Raw genomic sequence first — 16,913 nt, forward strand, 5'->3', positions numbered from 1 at the left:
TGTCATGGCAATTGCGGAAACAGCGGCCAAGAAGGTAAAGTTTATTATTACGCGCCAAGACAAGCCGGATGCGGCTCCCTATACGGAAGAGTTCGAGCTGAACTACCGTCCTGGCATGAACGTCATCAGCGCCCTGATGGAAATTCAGCGTAACCCGGTAAATCTGGATGGCAAGGACACGGCACCGGTATGTTGGGATTCCAACTGCTTGGAGGAAGTATGCGGTGCTTGTTCAATGGTGATCAACGGCAAGCCGCGTCAGGCTTGCGCTGCTTTGATCGATAATTTGGAGCAGCCGATTCGGTTGGAGCCGATGAAGACGTTCCCGGTTGTCCGGGACCTGGTGATTGACCGCAGCCGCATGTTCAATGCGCTGAAACGCGTCAAAGCTTGGATTCCGATCGACGGAACGTATGATTTGGGACCAGGACCGCGCATGGCGGAGAAGAAGCGCCAATGGGCATATGAGCTGTCCAAGTGCATGACCTGCGGTGTCTGCCTGGAGGCATGCCCGAACGTAAACGAGAAGACCGATTTCATCGGCCCGGCTGCGCTCTCGCAGGTAAGACTGTTCAATGCGCATCCGACGGGCGAAATGAACGCGGAAGAGCGTCTGGAAGCGTTGATGGGCGACGGCGGAATCGAGGGCTGCGGCAACTCGCAGAACTGCGTGCGCGCCTGCCCGAAAGGCATCCCGCTTACGACGTCCATCGCTGAAATGAATAAAGCAACGACCAAGCATATGTTCAAGTCTTGGCTAGGCGTGTAAACCGCGAACCGGTCTTGCATCCGAAATTAACAGAATCTAGAGAAGCCAGCTTTCCCCTTTTGTTTTTGGGGGAGTTGGCTTCTTTTTTTAACGGGGAGGGGGCAGGCTGTTGTTTAAATGCTAAGGCAAACTGCAAAAGTGCAGGTATATTAGTTAGAAATAGCGGATCCAAAGGGAATGATGCTAAAGTGGCTCGCCCCCTAAATTGAACTGGTGTCTTTCCCTCCAATAAATTAAACTACTAGATAGTCAGGATAAGGTAACTAGATGTAATTCCTGCAGTTAGTTCATCGGTTTTGGGCGTGTTAGAGGAAACTAACTGCAAGACCTACATTTAGTTTTAAGCTATTTCGACGAATGAGCTCTATTCAGGCAAACTAACTGCAGGTTTTACATTTAACGCATGTATTTTTTATAAAAGAGCTTAACTAGCTGTATAAAATACATTTAGTTTTTTATAATTCTTTTATTCCGGAGCAAAACTATGACCCCTTCAACTTCTGCTTAAGAAGCTCCTGCCTGAGGAACTCCTGCCTGAGGAACTCCTGCCTGAGGAACTCCTGCCTGAGGAACTCCTACCTAGGGAACTCCTGCCTAAGGAACTCCTGCTTAAGAAGCTCCTACCATAAAACTCCGCTTTATTCTCCATGTACAAGACAAACCTCTACTTTTACTACTCACAAAAAGCTGCCCAATTTTGACAATGTCAAATCTGATTCGACCATATAAAAACAAGTGTTGCTTTTTCGAAAAAATGCCCTATAATTAAATCCATACTTAACTTATAGGATTAATTTTAGTATTTGAGGGGGAGCAATATGAAGAGGTCTTTTCTGGTAGTTATATTGGCAGGATTGCTGGTCGGTCTGTTGGGCGGATGCGCTGCAAACGATGGATCATCGGCTAAGAGTGATACAATTCGGATTGGCCTTGCGGCACCGATTTCGGGTACGCAGGCACAATATGGACAGGCCTTCAAGAATGGCGCTGAACTGGCCGCAGCCCAAATCAATGAAGCGGGCGGAATCGACGGCAAGAAGGTGGAGATCGTCGTTCAAGACGATAAGGGCGACTCCAACGAGGCTGTCAACGTAGCGAACAAATTCGTATCGGATAAGAGCATTCTGGCCGTCGTCGGCCACTTCAACAGCTCGGCTACACTGGCAACAGCACCCGTGTACAACAAAAATAAAATCGTGGAAATTTCTCCGTCCTCCAGTGCGCCTGGCGTAACAAATGCAGGAGAATATACCTTCCGGGTAATTACGACAGATGCGTTCCAGGCCGACTATTTGGCAAACTGGTCCAAGGAGCTTGGATACAACAAGGTTGCTTTGATTTATGAACAATCTGACTTTGGTCTCGGACTACTGGACGTTTATCAAAAATCGGCTCCGGCTAACAATATCGAGGTCGTGGCGGCCGAAGCTTATAACCCTGGCGACAAGGATTTCAGCACAATCCTGACGAAGATTAAGGACAAGCAGCCGGAGGCCATCTTTATTGGCGGCTTCTATAACGAAGCGGCTCTGATCTCGCAGCAGGCGAAGAAGTTGAACCTGAGCGTTGACTTTATCGGCGTTGACAGCCTTTATTCTGAAGCTTTGCTTGAACTTGGCGGGGAGTCCGTGGAAGGCTTTAAATTGATCGGTTTCTTCTTCCCAGGCGGCGACAATGAAGAGGCAACGAAGTTTGCTGCAGATTATGAGGCGGCATACAGCAGCCAGCCGGATACCTACGCAGCTTACTCCTATGTCGCTACTTCGGTAGTCATCGAGGCGATCAAGGAGAAGGGCGCGGATAGAGAGAGCATCAAGACGTATCTGGAAACCCTGAAGGATTACAAAGGAGCGACCGGCGTGCTGAGCTTTGATGAGAACGGCGACGTCGAGACGATTCCTTCGAAACTGACGGTGCAAGGCGGAAAGTTCGAACTTTATAAATAATCGCTTCTGGAGCAGGATTGAATTTCATTCCTGCTCCCTGGCTTTGAAAGGATGTTATTATGCTCCTTCAACAACTTACCAACGGATTAACGATCGGAATGATTTACGCCCTGATTGCGCTCGGCTATACGATGGTCTACGGCATCTTGAAAATAGTGAACTTCGCGCATGGCGATATTTTCATGATGGGCAGTTTTCTGGGGCTTTTTTTCATGAAAGAACTGGATTTGCCGTTATATCTCGCATTCCTGCTGTCGGCAGTCGTGACTTCGGGGATCGGAATTCTGATCGAACGATTCGCTTACCGGCCGCTGCGCATGGCTGACCGAATCGTTCCTCTGATCAGCGCACTGGGCGTATCCACGTTCCTGATCAGCTTGGCCCAAAAATTATGGGGAACGGAAATGCGCCCTTTTCCGACAACGTTCGGCAGCCGTACCTATACTCTAGGCAGCATTACGTTCTCTGAAATTCAAATCTTGATTCTGATTCTGTCTTTTATTCTGATGCTTGGCCTGCATTTGTTCGTCACGAAGACGAAGACCGGTACGGCGATGCGGGCGACTTCTATGAGCTTGACCAACGCGGCTTTGATGGGCATCAACACGAACCGGATGATCAGCCTGGCTTTCGGGATCGGCTCTGCGCTTGCGGCCTGTGCGGGCATCATGGTCGGTATTTACTATAACGCGGTATACCCGACGATGGGGTATATGGCAGGGATCAACGCCTTTACGGCGGCGGTTCTCGGAGGAATCGGCAGCATTCCCGGAGCGATGCTGGGCGGCGTGCTGCTCGGGCTGGTGGAGACGCTGGGCGGCGCTTATATTTCCACGCAGTATAAGAGCGTCATTTCGTTCGCGATCCTCATTATTGTGCTGCTGATCCGCCCGTCTGGCATTCTCGGCAAAAAAGATATCAACAAAGTGTAGGTGATGAGCTTGAGCTTAAGAAAAACAACGGCCGTAGGGGCAGCGGCTGCAGTGTTGATTGTTCTGCCTTTGGTGCTGCAGCAGGTCAACGATTACTGGATGCACATCGTGATCATGATCGGGATTTTCTCCATTCTGTCGATGAGCCTCAACGTCATTATCGGATATGCCGGGCAGTTTGCACTCGGACACGCTGCTTTCTATGGCATCGGCGCTTATTCCGCAGCCCTGCTCATGATACATTTTCAAGTTTCGTTCTGGATCGCGCTGCCTGCTGCCGCTGTGATTGCAGGATTTTTCGGCTTTTTGCTGGGAACTCCAGTCATTCGCCTCAGGGGGGACTATCTCGGGATCGTAACGCTTGGCTTCGGAGAAATTGTCCGGCTTATCTTCGTCAACTGGGTGGATGTAACGCGCGGACCTATGGGCCTGCCCGGGATCCCGGCACCGACTTTGTTCGGCTATACCTTTAGCGGCAAAACGGAATTTTATTATCTAATCCTGGCGCTTGTGCTGCTGACGTTCTTCGTCATTCACCGCATCGTTCATTCCGGCGTCGGCCTCAGCCTGCTGACCATTCGCGAGGACGAGACCTTGGCGCAATCGATCGGAATTCGTCCGAACAAGTACAAGCTGCTCGCTTTTACCGTGGGAGGGTTCTTCGCCGGCATCGCCGGGGCGTTCTGGGCTTCCTACATATCCTTTGTCAGTCCGGACGCCTTCCGCTATTTGGATTCGGTTAATATTTTGGCGATGGTCATTCTAGGGGGCTCGGCCAGCCTGCCTGGCTCGGTGCTCGGCGCGGTCATTCTCGTGCTTGCCCCTGAGCTGCTGCGGTATATGAGCGATTATAGAATGATGCTGCTCGGGCTTGCGATCGTCCTGATGATGATCTTCAAGCCGACCGGGTTCTGGGGAGAGAAGCACCGCAAGTACAATTTCTACGGCATGGTGCGGAAAGGTGAGGGCAAGTGATGGAGAACGTACTGGAGCTTGAGAAGGTGTCGGTGAAATTCGGCGGGCTGGTCGCATTGAACAACGTCGATATGACGGTGCGCCGGGGCGAGATCCTATCGATCATTGGACCAAACGGGGCGGGGAAAACGACGCTGTTCAATCTGCTGACGGGCATCTATCAGCCGACCTCTGGCAAGATCATTTACAAGAACCGGGTTATCAACAGGCTAAAGCCATTTAAGAGGGTTGGTCTAGGGATTGCCCGTACCTTTCAGAATACACGTTTGCTAAAAAATATGACGGTGCTGGAAAATGTGCTTGTCGCGCATGCGGAGTGCAACGGCGAGGGTTTGCTGCAATCGGTTTTTGCCCTGGGCTCCACAGCTAAACGGCGTGCCGCTATTGTCCAGGAATGCCTGGAAAAGCTCGAGGTCGTGGGGCTGGCGCATAAGCTGGATGTCCTGGCCGGAAGCTTGCCGTACGGGGAGCAGCGGCTGCTCGAAATAGCGAGGGCGCTGGCTACAGGCTGCGAGATACTGCTGCTGGATGAACCGGCGGCGGGCATGAATGCGGCGGAAAAAGCTGAGCTCGTAAAGAAAATTCGGCAGCTCTCTAAGGAATTCAACATCGAGATCATTTTGATCGAACATGATATCGGGATGATCATGGATATTTCCGACCGTATCGTTGTTTTGAATTACGGTGAGAAGATTGCCGAGGGCAGCGCGGAGGAAATTCAGAGCAACCCTGATGTCATTCAGGCCTATTTGGGCGGGGAGGTCGAGGAGTTTTGACAAGCGACAGCCAAGCTATTTTGGAAATTAAAGATTTAAGCGTAAATTATGGCGTGATATCAGCTGTGAAACAAATGAATCTTCATATTCAGCCTGGGGAAATTGTGGGGCTGATCGGGACGAACGGATCGGGGAAAACTTCGGCTCTGCGCAGCATTTCCGGTCTGAACAAGAGCATACAGGGACAAATTTTCTTTCAGGGACAGGAGATCACGAAGTTGGAGCCCCATCAGATTGTGGCGCGGGGCATCTCGCAGGTTCCTGAGGGCCGGGGCGTATTTCCCGATTTGACCGTGCTGGAAAATCTAAAGCTCGGCGCTTATGTCCGGAACGACAAGGCGGGGATTGCTGATGACATTCAGGGCATGTTCCAGTTGTTTCCGCGGCTGGAGGAGCGCAAGAAGCAGCTCGCCGGGACGATGAGCGGGGGGGAACAGCAGATGCTGGCGATCGCCCGCGCTCTAATGGCGAGGCCGAAGCTGCTGCTGCTGGATGAGCCCTCGATGGGCCTTGCACCGCTCATCGTGAAGGAAATTTTCGCGGCGATCCGCAAGGTGAACGAGGAAGGCGTATCCGTATTGCTGGTAGAACAGAATGCCACCATGGCGCTCGCGACCGCCCATCGCGGCTATGTGATGGAGACGGGCAGTATCGTCGTGGAAGGCGAGGCTGCGGAGTTAAGGAATAACGACGTGGTCAGATCCGTATATTTGGGCATCGGTTAGATAATATGGCAACGACAGCAACTTGTGCGGCAATGATTTTAGTATTGAAAGTCAGTACAGATAGATTAACCGAGGAGGCATCTGAAGATGAGCCAAGAAAAACAAGACAAACTACAAGAGGAATCCGAGCAAAAGCTGAACCATGACGAAAGCCTGGAGCCGGTATCTCCTTATACGATCATGGCGAAACTGTTTGCCCATCTCTCCAAGGCAGTAGTGGACCGTTTTGGTGAAGAAGGAAAGGACGCGATCCGCGAGGGAGTTCGTACCTTCGGCGAGGAGCGGGGCCGGGATATCGCCCGCCGCGCGGCCGCTGCCGGACAGCCGAACGACATTCACAGCTATTTGCCGAACTATGATATGGGCCGCAGCGATCTGTTTGAATATGAAACGGAGTATCATCCGGTTGAAATCGAGCAGAACTTCACGAGATGCGCGTTCGGGGATCAGTGGAAAAAAGACGGCATGGAGGAATACGGTATCCTCTACTGCCAAATGATCGACCCGGCAATCGCGAAGGGTTACAACCCTAATTTTGAGGTCGTGCACGATAAGTATTTGCTTAAAGATGGAAATTGCCATTTCAGGTTCCAGATGAAATCATCGGAGAAGGAGCCTGGGGGTGAGGAGAATGGAAATCAATAAGGATCGCTTGTGGGCGAGATTGATGGAGCTGGGGGAAATCGGCAAGCAGTCTAGCGGGGGAGTTACTCGCTATTCATTTACTCTCGATGAATCCCGTGCGAAGGATCTTGTTATCGCCTATATGAAGGAAGCCGGGCTAGCCGTACGCGAGGATGCAGCCGGAAACGTCATCGGCCGCCGGGAAGGGACGAATCCCGAAGCCACCGTAGTCCTGACAGGTTCCCATATCGATACAGTTCCCGACGGCGGGATGTTCGACGGGGCGCTTGGCGTCCTCTCGGCCATCGAAGCGCTGCAGTGCATGAATGAGCTGGGAGTCCGGAATGTTCACCCGATCGAAGTCATCGCTTTTACGGATGAGGAAGGTTCCAGGTTCGGGTTCGGGATGATTGGCAGCCGGGCCGTGGCCGGAACGCTGCGGCAGGAGGATTTGGAGCAGCGGGATGAACAAGCCGTGTCGATTGCCGATGCCATGCGGACTACGGGCCTTGCACCTGAGCGCGTGGGGGAAGCGGCTAAGTCCACGGATAAAGTGAAGGCTTATGTAGAACTGCATATTGAGCAGGGGCGGGTGCTGGAAAACTTGCATAAGCCGGTAGGGCTCGTGACAGGCATTGCCGGCCCGCTCTGGCAGCAATTTACGTTGAGCGGCCAGGCCGGCCATGCCGGGGCAACCCCGATGCATCTGCGGAGAGATCCGATGCAGGCGGCCGCAGAAATTCTAACCTACATTTACGCGGAATCAAAGAAATATACAAACGCGGTGGCTACGGTAGGGAAGCTCCGTGCATTGCCTGGCGGAGTAAACGTTATTCCCGGCGAGGTTCAATTCTCGCTTGATTTGCGGGATATCGATGAAGCTGAGCGAGACCGGCTGGAGGCGAGTATTCATGCTTACAGCAAGCAGGTGTGCGAGAAGTTGGGGATCGAGCTGCGGATCGAACTGCTGCAGAGAGTTGCTCCGGCTCCTAGCTCCTCTTTGGTGCAGGAGGCCGTAGCTCAGGCCGGCAAATTAGCGGGACTATCAGACCTGCCGCGATTAGTAAGCGGCGCCGGCCATGACGGAATGCAGTTCAGCTCCCTATGGCCGCTGGGGATGATCTTTGTGCGTTCCCGTGACGGCATCAGTCACAATCCCGAGGAATGGAGCTCTCCCGAGGACTGCGCGGCGGGAACGGAAGTGTTGTATCATACTTTGCTGGAGCTAGCGAGCGAAGGATAAGCTCGGAAGCGGGAAGGACGCCAGTTTAGTATGAGCAAAAGACCGGTGCCTCCGATATTGAGGTGTATACTCGGATATGCTTTAAATAAGGGGCCGGTTGCACCAGGCCCCCTTTGCACAACTTCCGCTATAAGAGCGGTTGGCTGGATGAGGTACAAAAAATAGACCGTCACCCTATCACGGGCGGTCTATTTCTTTGCGTTTTGGTTGACGATTAAACGGATTTGACCGGATATCCGAATTGGCTGGAAATTCCCCCTGCCGCAGCTAGCAATTCCGCGAGAACCTGCTTCTCGTTCTCCTTGATCCGGGACAGCGAACCGATGATGCTGATTGTGCCGATAGTTTGCCCGGCGGCATCCTTTATCGGTGCGGCGATGCTGTAGGCGCCCGCCTCGATCTCCTCGTCCTCAACGCTGTATCCTTGCTCACGGATTTGTTGAAGGTTATGCAGGAGCTTCTTTTTATCAGTTATCGTTTTTTCCGTCAGTTTGGTTAATTTGTAATTTTGCAAAAAGCTTTGCAGCTCGAACTCCGGCATATGGGCCAGAAATATTTTGCCCGAAGCGGAGGCATGCATCGGTAGCTTGCTGCCTGCCCGCGAGCTAACGATGAAATAGTTGTTCGGCGACTCTACCTTGTCCACGCAGAAAATTTGCTCGTGCTGATAGACGTATAGATGAGAAGTCTCGTGAAATTTCTTGGTCAGCTCCGTAAGAAACGAATGGCCGATTTCCTTGAGGTCGAGGCTTTGCGAAACCAGGTTGGCCTTCAACAGAAACTCGAGGCCGAGCCGGTATTTGCCGTTGTTCGGATTTTTATCGATGTATGAGTACGCGCAGAGCGTATTGATAAGACCGTAAACGGTGCTTATGTTCAGATCCAGCTTCTCACTGATTTCAGTGAGTGACAGCTGGGTATGCAGCGAATCGAAGCAATTCACAATATCGAGCGCCCGTTTCACGGATTGAATCAGGCGGGGATTTTTCTCGTTCAACACTATAACCTCCAACGATATAAACAAGTAATTTTTTCCTCTAGTCACTATGTTCGGGGGTTTATCCGACAATGTCAATAGGGATTTGATAATTACAAGGCTGAGCGCTTGCAGCTGGCGAATTTCTAAGGGAAGAGCCTTGGATACATACTTGACCTGTTCTATTGATTCGGTCCATATTATAGACATTAACACTGATCGCCTGAAAAATGAAGGAAAGGAAAATGCTGATGGACTTGTCCGGTTTTTTTCGCATCGAGGATGCTCCAGATTTCGCGGTGTATTCTCTTTCGCATTTGGTAGTCATAGGGATGCTCCTGCTGTTGATCGCCGCGCTGTTTGCATGGAGAAGCCGCATTCGTTCGAGCGTATTTGCCAAGAAGATGACTCGCTATGGGCTGCTTGGCGTGCTGCTGGTGACCGAACTTGCCCTTAACCTGTGGTATGTACTCGAAGGACAGTGGGATATTAGGGATACCCTGCCGCTCGAACTGTGCAGCGTGTCGCTGCTGCTGTCCATCGTGATGCTGCTGACTGGTAATCGGCTGTTGTATCAAATTTTGTTTTTCGCCGGGATTGGCGGGGCGCTGCAGGCCTGGCTGACACCTAGTTTGGATTTCGGGTATCCGCATTTTCGTTTTTTTCACTTTTTCATCGCGCATGGGGCGATCATTCTTGCTTCGCTTTATATGACCTGGATCGAGCAGTACAGGCCGACGTGGAGGTCTATCGGCTGGACCATGCTGTTTCTCAATGTACTGGCCTTGGCGGTTGGTACGCTCAATGTTGCGATTGGCGCGAATTACATGTTCCTGCGCAGCAAGCCGAGCACGCCGTCCATTTTGGATCTGTTCGGGCCTTATCCATATTATTTGCTGGCGGAGGAGATGATAGCGCTCACTATGTTTATAGCTATGTATGTGCTGTTCTTCTGGATTCCGGATCAGCGCAGGAGGGTGCTCGAACAGCTTAAGGACAGGGGAGAGGCCTTGCATGACTAAATCAGGATAAGCGTGAGTAACAGCGAGAGGTTTGTACTGATAAATGCAATCAACTAAAAAAGGAGGCTGAAGTCATGCGCGAAGCAAATGAATCCACGGAGATAAAGGAAATCGCGGATCATTTGGATTACGGGCTGAGCATCGTGTTCATCGGCTTTAATCCCAGCATCCGTTCTGGCCAGGTCGGCCATCATTATGCAAATCCACGCAACAATTTTTGGCGCATACTGCATAGCTCCGGTCTGACGCCAAGGCTGTATGAGGCCTCAGAGGACGGGGAGCTGTTGAAGCTCGGATACGGCTTCACGAATATCGTGGCCCGCCCGACGAAGGGGGCGGAAGACATTACTCGGGAAGAGTATGCGGAGGGTCGGGAAAAATTACGTGCAAAACTGGAGGAATACCGTCCGAGTGTGGCGTGCTTCGTCGGCAAAGGCGTGTATACGGAATACAGCCGCAAAGCCCAGGCAGAATGGGGATTTCAGGAGACCCCTATCGTAGAAGGAATCTATGAATTCGTTGCTCCTTCGTCTAGCGGCCTTGTGCGCATGCCGATGTCTGAAATCGTGGAGATTTATAAGAAGCTGAACGAGTTTATTACCGATATTTAAGTACTCGAATAATAGCAATACTTCCATCGTGGAAGTTTATTACAGACCCTCAATTCTCTCGACTCTTTCATGGTGATATGTTATGATATAACCTTGATAACGTATTAACGAACTAAAGCATTTAGATCGTGCGGATTAGACGGGGAGGGTCAACATGAAGAGAAATAGATTGGTTGTATTAGGGGTAATTATATCGATACTGATGGTTGCTTTAGCAGGGTGTGCCGGTACCAGCAGCAGTAGCAGCGGAGCTAAGGGTAACGGTAAGCTGGTTGTTGGAGTAGACGATAAATTCGCGCCGATGGGATTCCGGGACGAGAAGAACGAATTGGTCGGCTTTGATATTGATTTCGCGAAGGCCGTCGGCGAAGAGATGGGCATGGAAGTAACCTTCCAGCCGATTGACTGGAAAGCGAAGGAATCCGAGCTGAACAGCGGACGGATCGATCTGATCTGGAACGGATATACGATTACCGAAGAACGTAAAGGCAAAGTACTATTCACGAAGCCTTATTTGGAGAACAGCCAGATCATCATTACGCTGGCCGATTCCGATATTCATTCCATCAAGGATTTGGCTGGGAAAAATGTAGGTTTGCAATCTTTGTCTTCGGCGGCGGACGCGCTGAATGCCAATCCAATCAGCGCCGAAGTGAAGAGCGTTACCGAGTTCGCGGATAACGTCCTGGCTCTTACGGATTTGAAGACGAAGCGCCTTGATGCGGTAATCATTGACGAAGTTGTGGCCAGATACTATATGTCCAAGGATGAGGGAACCTTTAGACTGGTCGAGGAAACCCTTGCTCCAGAACAATATGGCATCGGCGTCAAGAAGGGCAACGAAGCTTTACTGGAGAAGCTGCAGCAAGCGATCGATACGCTGAACTCCAACGGCAAAGCCGCTGAAATTTCGACGGAATGGTTTGGCGAAGACAAGGTACTGAAATAGACTATTGATAATGACAAGTCATCATACGATAACCGGATCGCTTATTATCCGGTTTTTGTTTTTGGGGAGACGAATGATATGAGTATAAGTTACTTATGGGACATAACGATACCGATGCTGGAGGGCGCCAAAACGACGATTTTGTTGTTTTTGCTGGTCATCCTGCTCTCGATTCCGCTGGGCTTCCTCGTTACGTTAATGATGAACAGTCGCGTGAAGCCGTTTAGCTGGCTGGCTCACGGTTATGTTTACGTGATGCGCGGAACACCGCTCTTGTTGCAGCTGCTGTTCTTCTGCTTCGGTCTGCCGATGCTCCCGTTCATTGGCGAATATCTCGTACTGGACCGTTTCGTGGCGGCTGGACTTGCTTTTATTCTCAACTATGCCGCATATTTCGCGGAGATTTTCCGCGGAGGCCTGCTGGCTGTGGATAAAGGGCAATACGAAGCGGCGCAGGTGCTGGGATTGAGCCGCTGGCAAACATTAACGCGGATTATTATGCCGCAGATGTTCCGGGTAGCGCTGCCCGCGGTATCCAATGAATCGATTACGCTCGTCAAGGATACGGCCTTGCTCTACGCGGTATCCGTTCCCGAATTGCTTCACTTCGCCTATACGGCGGTTAACCGCGATTTCAAAATCGTTCCGTTCGTCGTTGCCGGGGTTGTTTACTTGCTCATGATTTTATTGCTTACCGTGTTGTTCAAGGCACTTGAGCGAAAGTTCAAATTCGAGTAAAAGGACTGTCTAGCTATGGCAATCATTGAAATTAACAATTTGAAAAAAGTGTTCGGCCAGCTTGAGGTGCTAAAAAACATCTCTTTCAGCGTGAATCCGAGCGAAGTCGTAGCCGTTATCGGCCCTTCCGGCTCGGGAAAATCGACGATGCTGCGCAGCCTGGTTCATTTGGAAGAGGCGAACGGCGGCAGTATCCGGATCGGCGATCAATATCTCGTTCGCGACGGCGTATATTCCAATGCCCAGCAGGTTAAGGCAATTACCTCCCGCATGGGCATGGTGTTCCAGCACTTCAACCTGTTCCCGCACTTGACGGTGAAGGGAAATCTGGAGCTGTCGCCAAAGCTGGTTAAAGCAATGTCCGCAGCCGAAGTGTCCAGGATGAGCCTGGAACTGCTCGACAAGGTCGGCTTGGCCGACAAGGCGGACGTCTACCCGTCCAGTCTCTCCGGAGGTCAGAAGCAGCGGGTAGCCATCGCCCGCGCCCTGATGATGAACCCGGAGATCCTGCTGTTCGATGAGCCGACTTCGGCCCTCGACCCCGAGCTGACGGGGGAAGTGCTGCAGGTGATGAAGCGCTTGGCCGGAGAGCAGATCACGATGATCGTCGTGACGCATGAAATGGCCTTTGCCCGGGAGGTGGCCGACCGCGTCCTGTTTATGGCCGACGGCGAGATCATCGAATCCGGCACGCCTGAGCAAATTTTCGGGAATCCGCAGCTTGAGCGGACGCGTACGTTCCTGAACCGGGTATTGGCTTAATTTAATTGACGACTGCTTTCCATATCCATATTACAGGGCTGTTCCTAAGTCATGGTTGCATGACCCGGGAACAGCCCTGTTTAGATGCGTACAGCAAAGCCTATAATCATTTTGACTCATTACTGCAGAGATACTGGTAAAGGCACTTCTAATACCCACACTACACTAAGATGCAAATACTAAGATGCGTACACTAAATGGAATTAATGTATCTAATTATGCTCTAAACGAATGTTTCAAAAAAACAGATGGATTTTATGCACTTAAAATCAAGAATCCAGGTCATGATTGGGATTTACCCTTCTACTAGCGACATGAAATCCATTTAAATCTACTTTCTCTTGCTTATCGCAGAAACTAACTACTATAAATCCATCTATATAATTCATTATTGAACGTACTAGCTCACCTTAGACCTCAAGTTTGCTCCGGTACGCCTTTGGCGACACGCCTTCCTGTTTCTTGAACACTTTGCTGAAATACTTGACATCGCGAAAGCCGACCATCTCGGCAATCTGCGCAATTTTCATATGGGGATTCTGCATCAGCTGCTTCGCTTTGTCGATTCGGTAAGTGGCCAGATAGTCGGAGAAATTAATGCCGAACTCCTGTTTGAACTTGCGTGAAATATACTCCCGGCTGACAAAAAAAGCGCTGGCGATGTCAAGCAGGGATAAATCGTCCATGTAATGCTGCTCGACGTATTTGACGATGTCGTCGATCGTCCGCTTGTCTTTGGCTTGCCGTTCGTTGATTACCCGGGCCAGCTCGGTCATTAAGCCATAAGACCAGTCCCGCCAAGCATACAGCGTAAAAGCATAGCTGCCCGGGAAGGGAGGCTTATTCTGCTGGTCGCTTTGCTCCAGAGCAGCCAGGGCATTCCCGGCGGCATCACCCAATGTCTCCCGCAGAAGCTGGGCGCGAAACTGCATGGCGGCAGATATCCAGTGCTGAAGCTGCTCCGGCGTAACAACTCCGATTCGGCCAAGCTCGCCGACCCATTTCTGGGCGGCGGTGGAAATTTGCCCGTCGCTTCCGCTCAGGACAGCCATCTTCCAATCCTCTTTTACCGAGCTGAAGGTCAACTGGCCATGCCTTTCAGCTGGATCGTCGCTCTCATCTCTCAGCGAATGTACAAAGCTGCCGCTCCGCAGCAGGTTGCGTCTGGCCAGCGCCGATCTAGCTGCGGCATATTGAGCCGGAAGGCTGTCCGGGAGCCGGCCGGCCGAGCCGATTCCAAAATGCATTCTGCGCTGCAAGGTATGAAACAATCCCTCGTTGATGCGGGAGATCAGCTCCTGGATGTCACAGGGCCACTCCCAGGCTAGAATGATAATTTCCCAGGGAGCTCCCCAATATTTGAAGGCGATGCCGGACTGATCCTTGGCGAGGAACTCATTGCAAATATTGATGATGGCAAAATGCATCAATTCGCTGTCATTGCCGAACCGTTTGATGAGCTGCGCGTCACTGGCATCCAGCTGAAGCAGCGATAGCTGCACGGTATCGGTCTCCGCTGGAACAGCTCCTTCATTGCGCAGACGGCGAACGGTAGCCTCCGCAGCGTTTTGATCATCAATGAGTGAGGAGAACAGTTTCTCTCCGTAGACCGGTTTGATTTCATTCAACTGGATATTTTGCCGCTGCATATCGATTCGTTCCCGTTCCTCCTCGCGCCATTCCGTCACCGCCTTGTGAACCGCGGCATTGATGGCTTCCGCGTCAATCGGTTTAAGGATATAGTCGATTCCCCCGTGCCGGACAGTGTTGCGGACGAAATCAAAATCGTTATGCCCGCTGACCACGATGAATTTAACGGTACCGGCAAACTCGCTGATCCATTCCATCAGTTCCATGCCGTGGCCGGAGGCCATCATCATATCCATGATGACAAGTCCGGGCTTGGACTCGCGGATGAGTTCTATCGCTTCATTGCCGCTTCCGGCCTCCAGTATTTCGTCGATGCCGTGGGCATCCCAATCCACGAGAAGGCGGACGGCCTTACGGACCCTGGCTTCATCGTCTACAATAAGTGCTCTCATCTATCTCGCTCCGCTTCTGTCCTGATCAGGAATGATCAGGGTGATTTGCACGCCGACCGGATCCAGATTGCTGATCGTCAGGGCGGCGCTGTCTCTATTGACAAGCTGCAGCCGGGCCAGAACGTTGGCTAGGCCGATCGAAGGACGGTTTGCCTCATCCCCCTCATCCACTGGATGAGGGATTCTGTCGGCGGATAAATCGCTAAGCTCCTGCTGCAGCTGCGTTAGTCTTCCTTCTGGAATTTGAGCTCCATTGTTCCGCACGACGATCTCGACCTGATCTTCGCGCAGCCTCCTTACGGACAGCGTTAGTTCCCCGTCTGAAGCCGTACGGTCCAAACCGTGTTTAAAATAGTTTTCGACGACCGGCTGCAGAATCATTTTCGGCATAGGAAGATCCAGCAGCGAATCATCCACATCATATTGGAACTGGAAGCGGCTTTCAAAGCGTTCCTTCTGCAGTTCGATATAGGCTTTGACATGTTCAAGCTCGTCCCGCAAGGTGACGTTCTTATCCTCGAAATGCATGCTGTAGTGCATCATCTTCGCCAAGGCCGACAGCAGCGCATAGATGCGCGGCATCTTCAGCTCCAGCGCCAGCGTGCCGATAATTTGCAGCGTATTGTTCAGAAAATGGGGATTGATCTGCGCCTGCATGGCCCGCAATTGATTCGTTTTGTTTGCCAGCTCCAGCTTGTATTCGCGCAAAATCAGGTTGTTGAGCGTGTCCATCATACTGCGGAAACGCAGCATGACCGCACCGATCTCATCATTGCTGGCCGGCTGGATATCAACATTCAAGTTACCGGATTGGATCTGGTTCATATATTTGCCGAGCTGCTTGATCGGGGCTGTGATACGCACCGAGATGATGATGGTCGCCGCAGCGATGACCATTAATGAAACAGCGAGCAGCAGCAGGTTGATTCCGGCGGCATGGTTCGCTTCCCGGACCAAATAAGACACGGGGATCTGTTTTACGATCGTCCAGTTCATGCCTTTTCCTGCCATCCGGTTGTAGATGAACAAGCTGCCGTCCTGCTCGAAGTTTCCGTTCGTTCGGCCCGAGGCAGAGATCACCTCTGAATACCAGCTCTCTTGCAGTGGCTCGCCGAGCATGCTTGGCTCATCGGAATAGATTAAATCCCCGTTCTCGTCAATGATGAAAATTTTCTCTCGATCCTTGTTATACAACTGGTCGACGATGTCGGTCAACGCTGTCAGGCTGACATCGATCGATAAATACCCGATGACCTCGCTCGAGGGTACATTCTCGATCCTCCGATGAAGCGTAAATACCGGCCGTGAAGGGTAGCGCGGCTGCAAAGCCTTGAGTCCGTAGGTATGGCTCATATGGCTTTTTTGCACCCATACGGTAGGATGGTCTTCGGCCAACACATCGGCGTAAACGTCGGTGTTGTAGTTTCTCTGCGGCGTGTTGAGCGTAAGCAGAGTCGCTTTACGGTTGCCGTTCTCATACAGATACACCTGGAAAATATCCGGTACGGAAGTCGCGATATTGGACAAAACAGCGTAAACGCGAGAGTCGCTCTGCACATCCTCGTATCCGGCCTTCAGCTGATTGGAGATCGAGAATACATTGGAGGAACTGCGGTTCAAATCCTCCACCAAATTGACAATATGCCTTCCCCCTTGGTACAGCAGCTTCGTATCCTCTTCAGCGACCCGCGTTCTGAGCGAATGGGCCGTATAGGAATAAGTAACGAACATCGTCGTTACGATCGGTATGACGGTTGCCAGGAGTAGAAAAATGATCAGTTTAGCGCGTATGCTGTTCCACTTCAATATTTTTTCCCCCGATC

Annotated in this window: 16 protein-coding genes; 13 read left to right on the forward strand and 3 right to left on the reverse strand. The window is 51.5% G+C overall.

What is annotated here, in order from left to right; all coding sequences use genetic code 11:
• The first annotated feature begins 4 nt into the window (after window positions 1-4).
• The 8 genes from sdhB (at window position 5) to ACYUJT_RS17260 (ending at window position 7,990) form a co-directional block, all read left to right on the forward strand.
• The gene (gene sdhB, locus ACYUJT_RS17225) at window positions 5-769 is read left to right on the forward strand and encodes a succinate dehydrogenase iron-sulfur subunit (protein WP_460324411.1); all 765 of its coding nucleotides are present in this window, start codon (window positions 5-7) and stop codon (window positions 767-769) included.
• Between the two features lie 818 nt (window positions 770-1,587).
• A complete protein-coding gene (locus tag ACYUJT_RS17230) occupies window positions 1,588-2,715 on the forward strand; it encodes an ABC transporter substrate-binding protein (RefSeq protein ID WP_460324413.1) in 1,128 nt (375 codons plus the stop codon).
• A gap of 59 nt (window positions 2,716-2,774) precedes the next feature.
• On the forward strand, window positions 2,775-3,647 hold the full coding sequence (locus ACYUJT_RS17235; RefSeq protein WP_460324415.1) for a branched-chain amino acid ABC transporter permease: 873 nt from the start codon (window positions 2,775-2,777) through the stop codon (window positions 3,645-3,647).
• Window positions 3,648-3,650: 3 nt separating this feature from the next.
• The gene (locus tag ACYUJT_RS17240) at window positions 3,651-4,622 is read left to right on the forward strand and encodes a branched-chain amino acid ABC transporter permease (RefSeq protein WP_460324417.1); all 972 of its coding nucleotides are present in this window, start codon (window positions 3,651-3,653) and stop codon (window positions 4,620-4,622) included.
• Window positions 4,622-5,398 (forward strand): ABC transporter ATP-binding protein, encoded by a 777-nt coding sequence (locus tag ACYUJT_RS17245; RefSeq protein WP_460324419.1) that lies wholly within the window; start codon window positions 4,622-4,624, stop codon window positions 5,396-5,398. Before ACYUJT_RS17240 ends, ACYUJT_RS17245 begins: the two co-directional genes overlap by 1 nt.
• Before the next feature lie 17 nt (window positions 5,399-5,415).
• Window positions 5,416-6,123, forward strand: a complete 708-nt coding sequence (locus ACYUJT_RS17250; RefSeq protein ID WP_460324805.1) for an ABC transporter ATP-binding protein — start codon at window positions 5,416-5,418, stop codon at window positions 6,121-6,123.
• 87 nt (window positions 6,124-6,210) lie between these two features.
• Window positions 6,211-6,768, forward strand: coding sequence for an L-2-amino-thiazoline-4-carboxylic acid hydrolase (locus ACYUJT_RS17255; RefSeq protein WP_460324421.1), 558 nt, complete (start codon window positions 6,211-6,213; stop codon window positions 6,766-6,768).
• The gene (locus ACYUJT_RS17260; protein WP_460324423.1) at window positions 6,755-7,990 is read left to right on the forward strand and encodes a hydantoinase/carbamoylase family amidase; all 1,236 of its coding nucleotides are present in this window, start codon (window positions 6,755-6,757) and stop codon (window positions 7,988-7,990) included. Before ACYUJT_RS17255 ends, ACYUJT_RS17260 begins: the two co-directional genes overlap by 14 nt.
• Before the next feature lie 214 nt (window positions 7,991-8,204).
• Here the strand turns inward: ACYUJT_RS17260 and ACYUJT_RS17265 are convergent, their stop codons facing one another.
• Window positions 8,205-8,990, reverse strand: coding sequence for an IclR family transcriptional regulator (locus ACYUJT_RS17265; protein WP_460324425.1), 786 nt, complete (start codon window positions 8,988-8,990; stop codon window positions 8,205-8,207).
• Between the two features lie 206 nt (window positions 8,991-9,196).
• Here ACYUJT_RS17265 and ACYUJT_RS17270 point away from each other — a divergent pair, with 206 nt between their 5' ends.
• From ACYUJT_RS17270 to ACYUJT_RS17290, 5 genes are all read left to right on the forward strand, one after another.
• The gene (locus ACYUJT_RS17270) at window positions 9,197-9,988 is read left to right on the forward strand and encodes a YwaF family protein (RefSeq protein WP_460324427.1); all 792 of its coding nucleotides are present in this window, start codon (window positions 9,197-9,199) and stop codon (window positions 9,986-9,988) included.
• Between the two features lie 74 nt (window positions 9,989-10,062).
• Window positions 10,063-10,599, forward strand: a complete 537-nt coding sequence (locus ACYUJT_RS17275) for a mismatch-specific DNA-glycosylase (RefSeq protein ID WP_460324429.1) — start codon at window positions 10,063-10,065, stop codon at window positions 10,597-10,599.
• A gap of 154 nt (window positions 10,600-10,753) precedes the next feature.
• The gene (locus ACYUJT_RS17280; RefSeq protein WP_460324431.1) at window positions 10,754-11,548 is read left to right on the forward strand and encodes an amino acid ABC transporter substrate-binding protein; all 795 of its coding nucleotides are present in this window, start codon (window positions 10,754-10,756) and stop codon (window positions 11,546-11,548) included.
• A gap of 78 nt (window positions 11,549-11,626) precedes the next feature.
• Window positions 11,627-12,286 (forward strand): amino acid ABC transporter permease, encoded by a 660-nt coding sequence (locus ACYUJT_RS17285; RefSeq protein ID WP_460324433.1) that lies wholly within the window; start codon window positions 11,627-11,629, stop codon window positions 12,284-12,286.
• Between the two features lie 15 nt (window positions 12,287-12,301).
• Window positions 12,302-13,048 carry an amino acid ABC transporter ATP-binding protein gene (locus ACYUJT_RS17290; protein WP_460324435.1) on the forward strand — a complete coding sequence of 249 codons (747 nt, stop codon included), beginning with the start codon at window positions 12,302-12,304 and terminating at the stop codon, window positions 13,046-13,048.
• Between the two features lie 410 nt (window positions 13,049-13,458).
• On the opposite strand, the gene ACYUJT_RS17295 is transcribed toward ACYUJT_RS17290, so the two are convergent.
• Window positions 13,459-15,090, reverse strand: coding sequence for a response regulator transcription factor (locus tag ACYUJT_RS17295; RefSeq protein ID WP_460324437.1), 1,632 nt, complete (start codon window positions 15,088-15,090; stop codon window positions 13,459-13,461).
• Window positions 15,091-16,896 carry a sensor histidine kinase gene (locus ACYUJT_RS17300; RefSeq protein WP_460324439.1) on the reverse strand — a complete coding sequence of 602 codons (1,806 nt, stop codon included), beginning with the start codon at window positions 16,894-16,896 and terminating at the stop codon, window positions 15,091-15,093.
• Window positions 16,897-16,913 lie beyond the last annotated feature (17 nt).

Source organism: Paenibacillus sp. YSY-4.3 (assembly GCF_054767475.1).

Coding starts and splice junctions, on each gene's coding strand:
- sdhB (WP_460324411.1), top strand. CDS start 5: ATGGCAATTGCGGAAACAGCGGCCAAGAAGGTAAAGTTTATTATTACG.
- ACYUJT_RS17230 (WP_460324413.1), top strand. CDS start 1,588: ATGAAGAGGTCTTTTCTGGTAGTTATATTGGCAGGATTGCTGGTCGGT.
- ACYUJT_RS17235 (WP_460324415.1), top strand. CDS start 2,775: ATGCTCCTTCAACAACTTACCAACGGATTAACGATCGGAATGATTTAC.
- ACYUJT_RS17240 (WP_460324417.1), top strand. CDS start 3,651: ATGAGCTTGAGCTTAAGAAAAACAACGGCCGTAGGGGCAGCGGCTGCA.
- ACYUJT_RS17245 (WP_460324419.1), top strand. CDS start 4,622: ATGGAGAACGTACTGGAGCTTGAGAAGGTGTCGGTGAAATTCGGCGGG.
- ACYUJT_RS17255 (WP_460324421.1), top strand. CDS start 6,211: ATGAGCCAAGAAAAACAAGACAAACTACAAGAGGAATCCGAGCAAAAG.
- ACYUJT_RS17260 (WP_460324423.1), top strand. CDS start 6,755: ATGGAAATCAATAAGGATCGCTTGTGGGCGAGATTGATGGAGCTGGGG.
- ACYUJT_RS17270 (WP_460324427.1), top strand. CDS start 9,197: ATGAAGGAAAGGAAAATGCTGATGGACTTGTCCGGTTTTTTTCGCATC.
- ACYUJT_RS17275 (WP_460324429.1), top strand. CDS start 10,063: ATGCGCGAAGCAAATGAATCCACGGAGATAAAGGAAATCGCGGATCAT.
- ACYUJT_RS17280 (WP_460324431.1), top strand. CDS start 10,754: ATGAAGAGAAATAGATTGGTTGTATTAGGGGTAATTATATCGATACTG.
- ACYUJT_RS17285 (WP_460324433.1), top strand. CDS start 11,627: ATGAGTATAAGTTACTTATGGGACATAACGATACCGATGCTGGAGGGC.
- ACYUJT_RS17290 (WP_460324435.1), top strand. CDS start 12,302: ATGGCAATCATTGAAATTAACAATTTGAAAAAAGTGTTCGGCCAGCTT.
- ACYUJT_RS17295 (WP_460324437.1), bottom strand. CDS start 15,090: ATGAGAGCACTTATTGTAGACGATGAAGCCAGGGTCCGTAAGGCCGTC.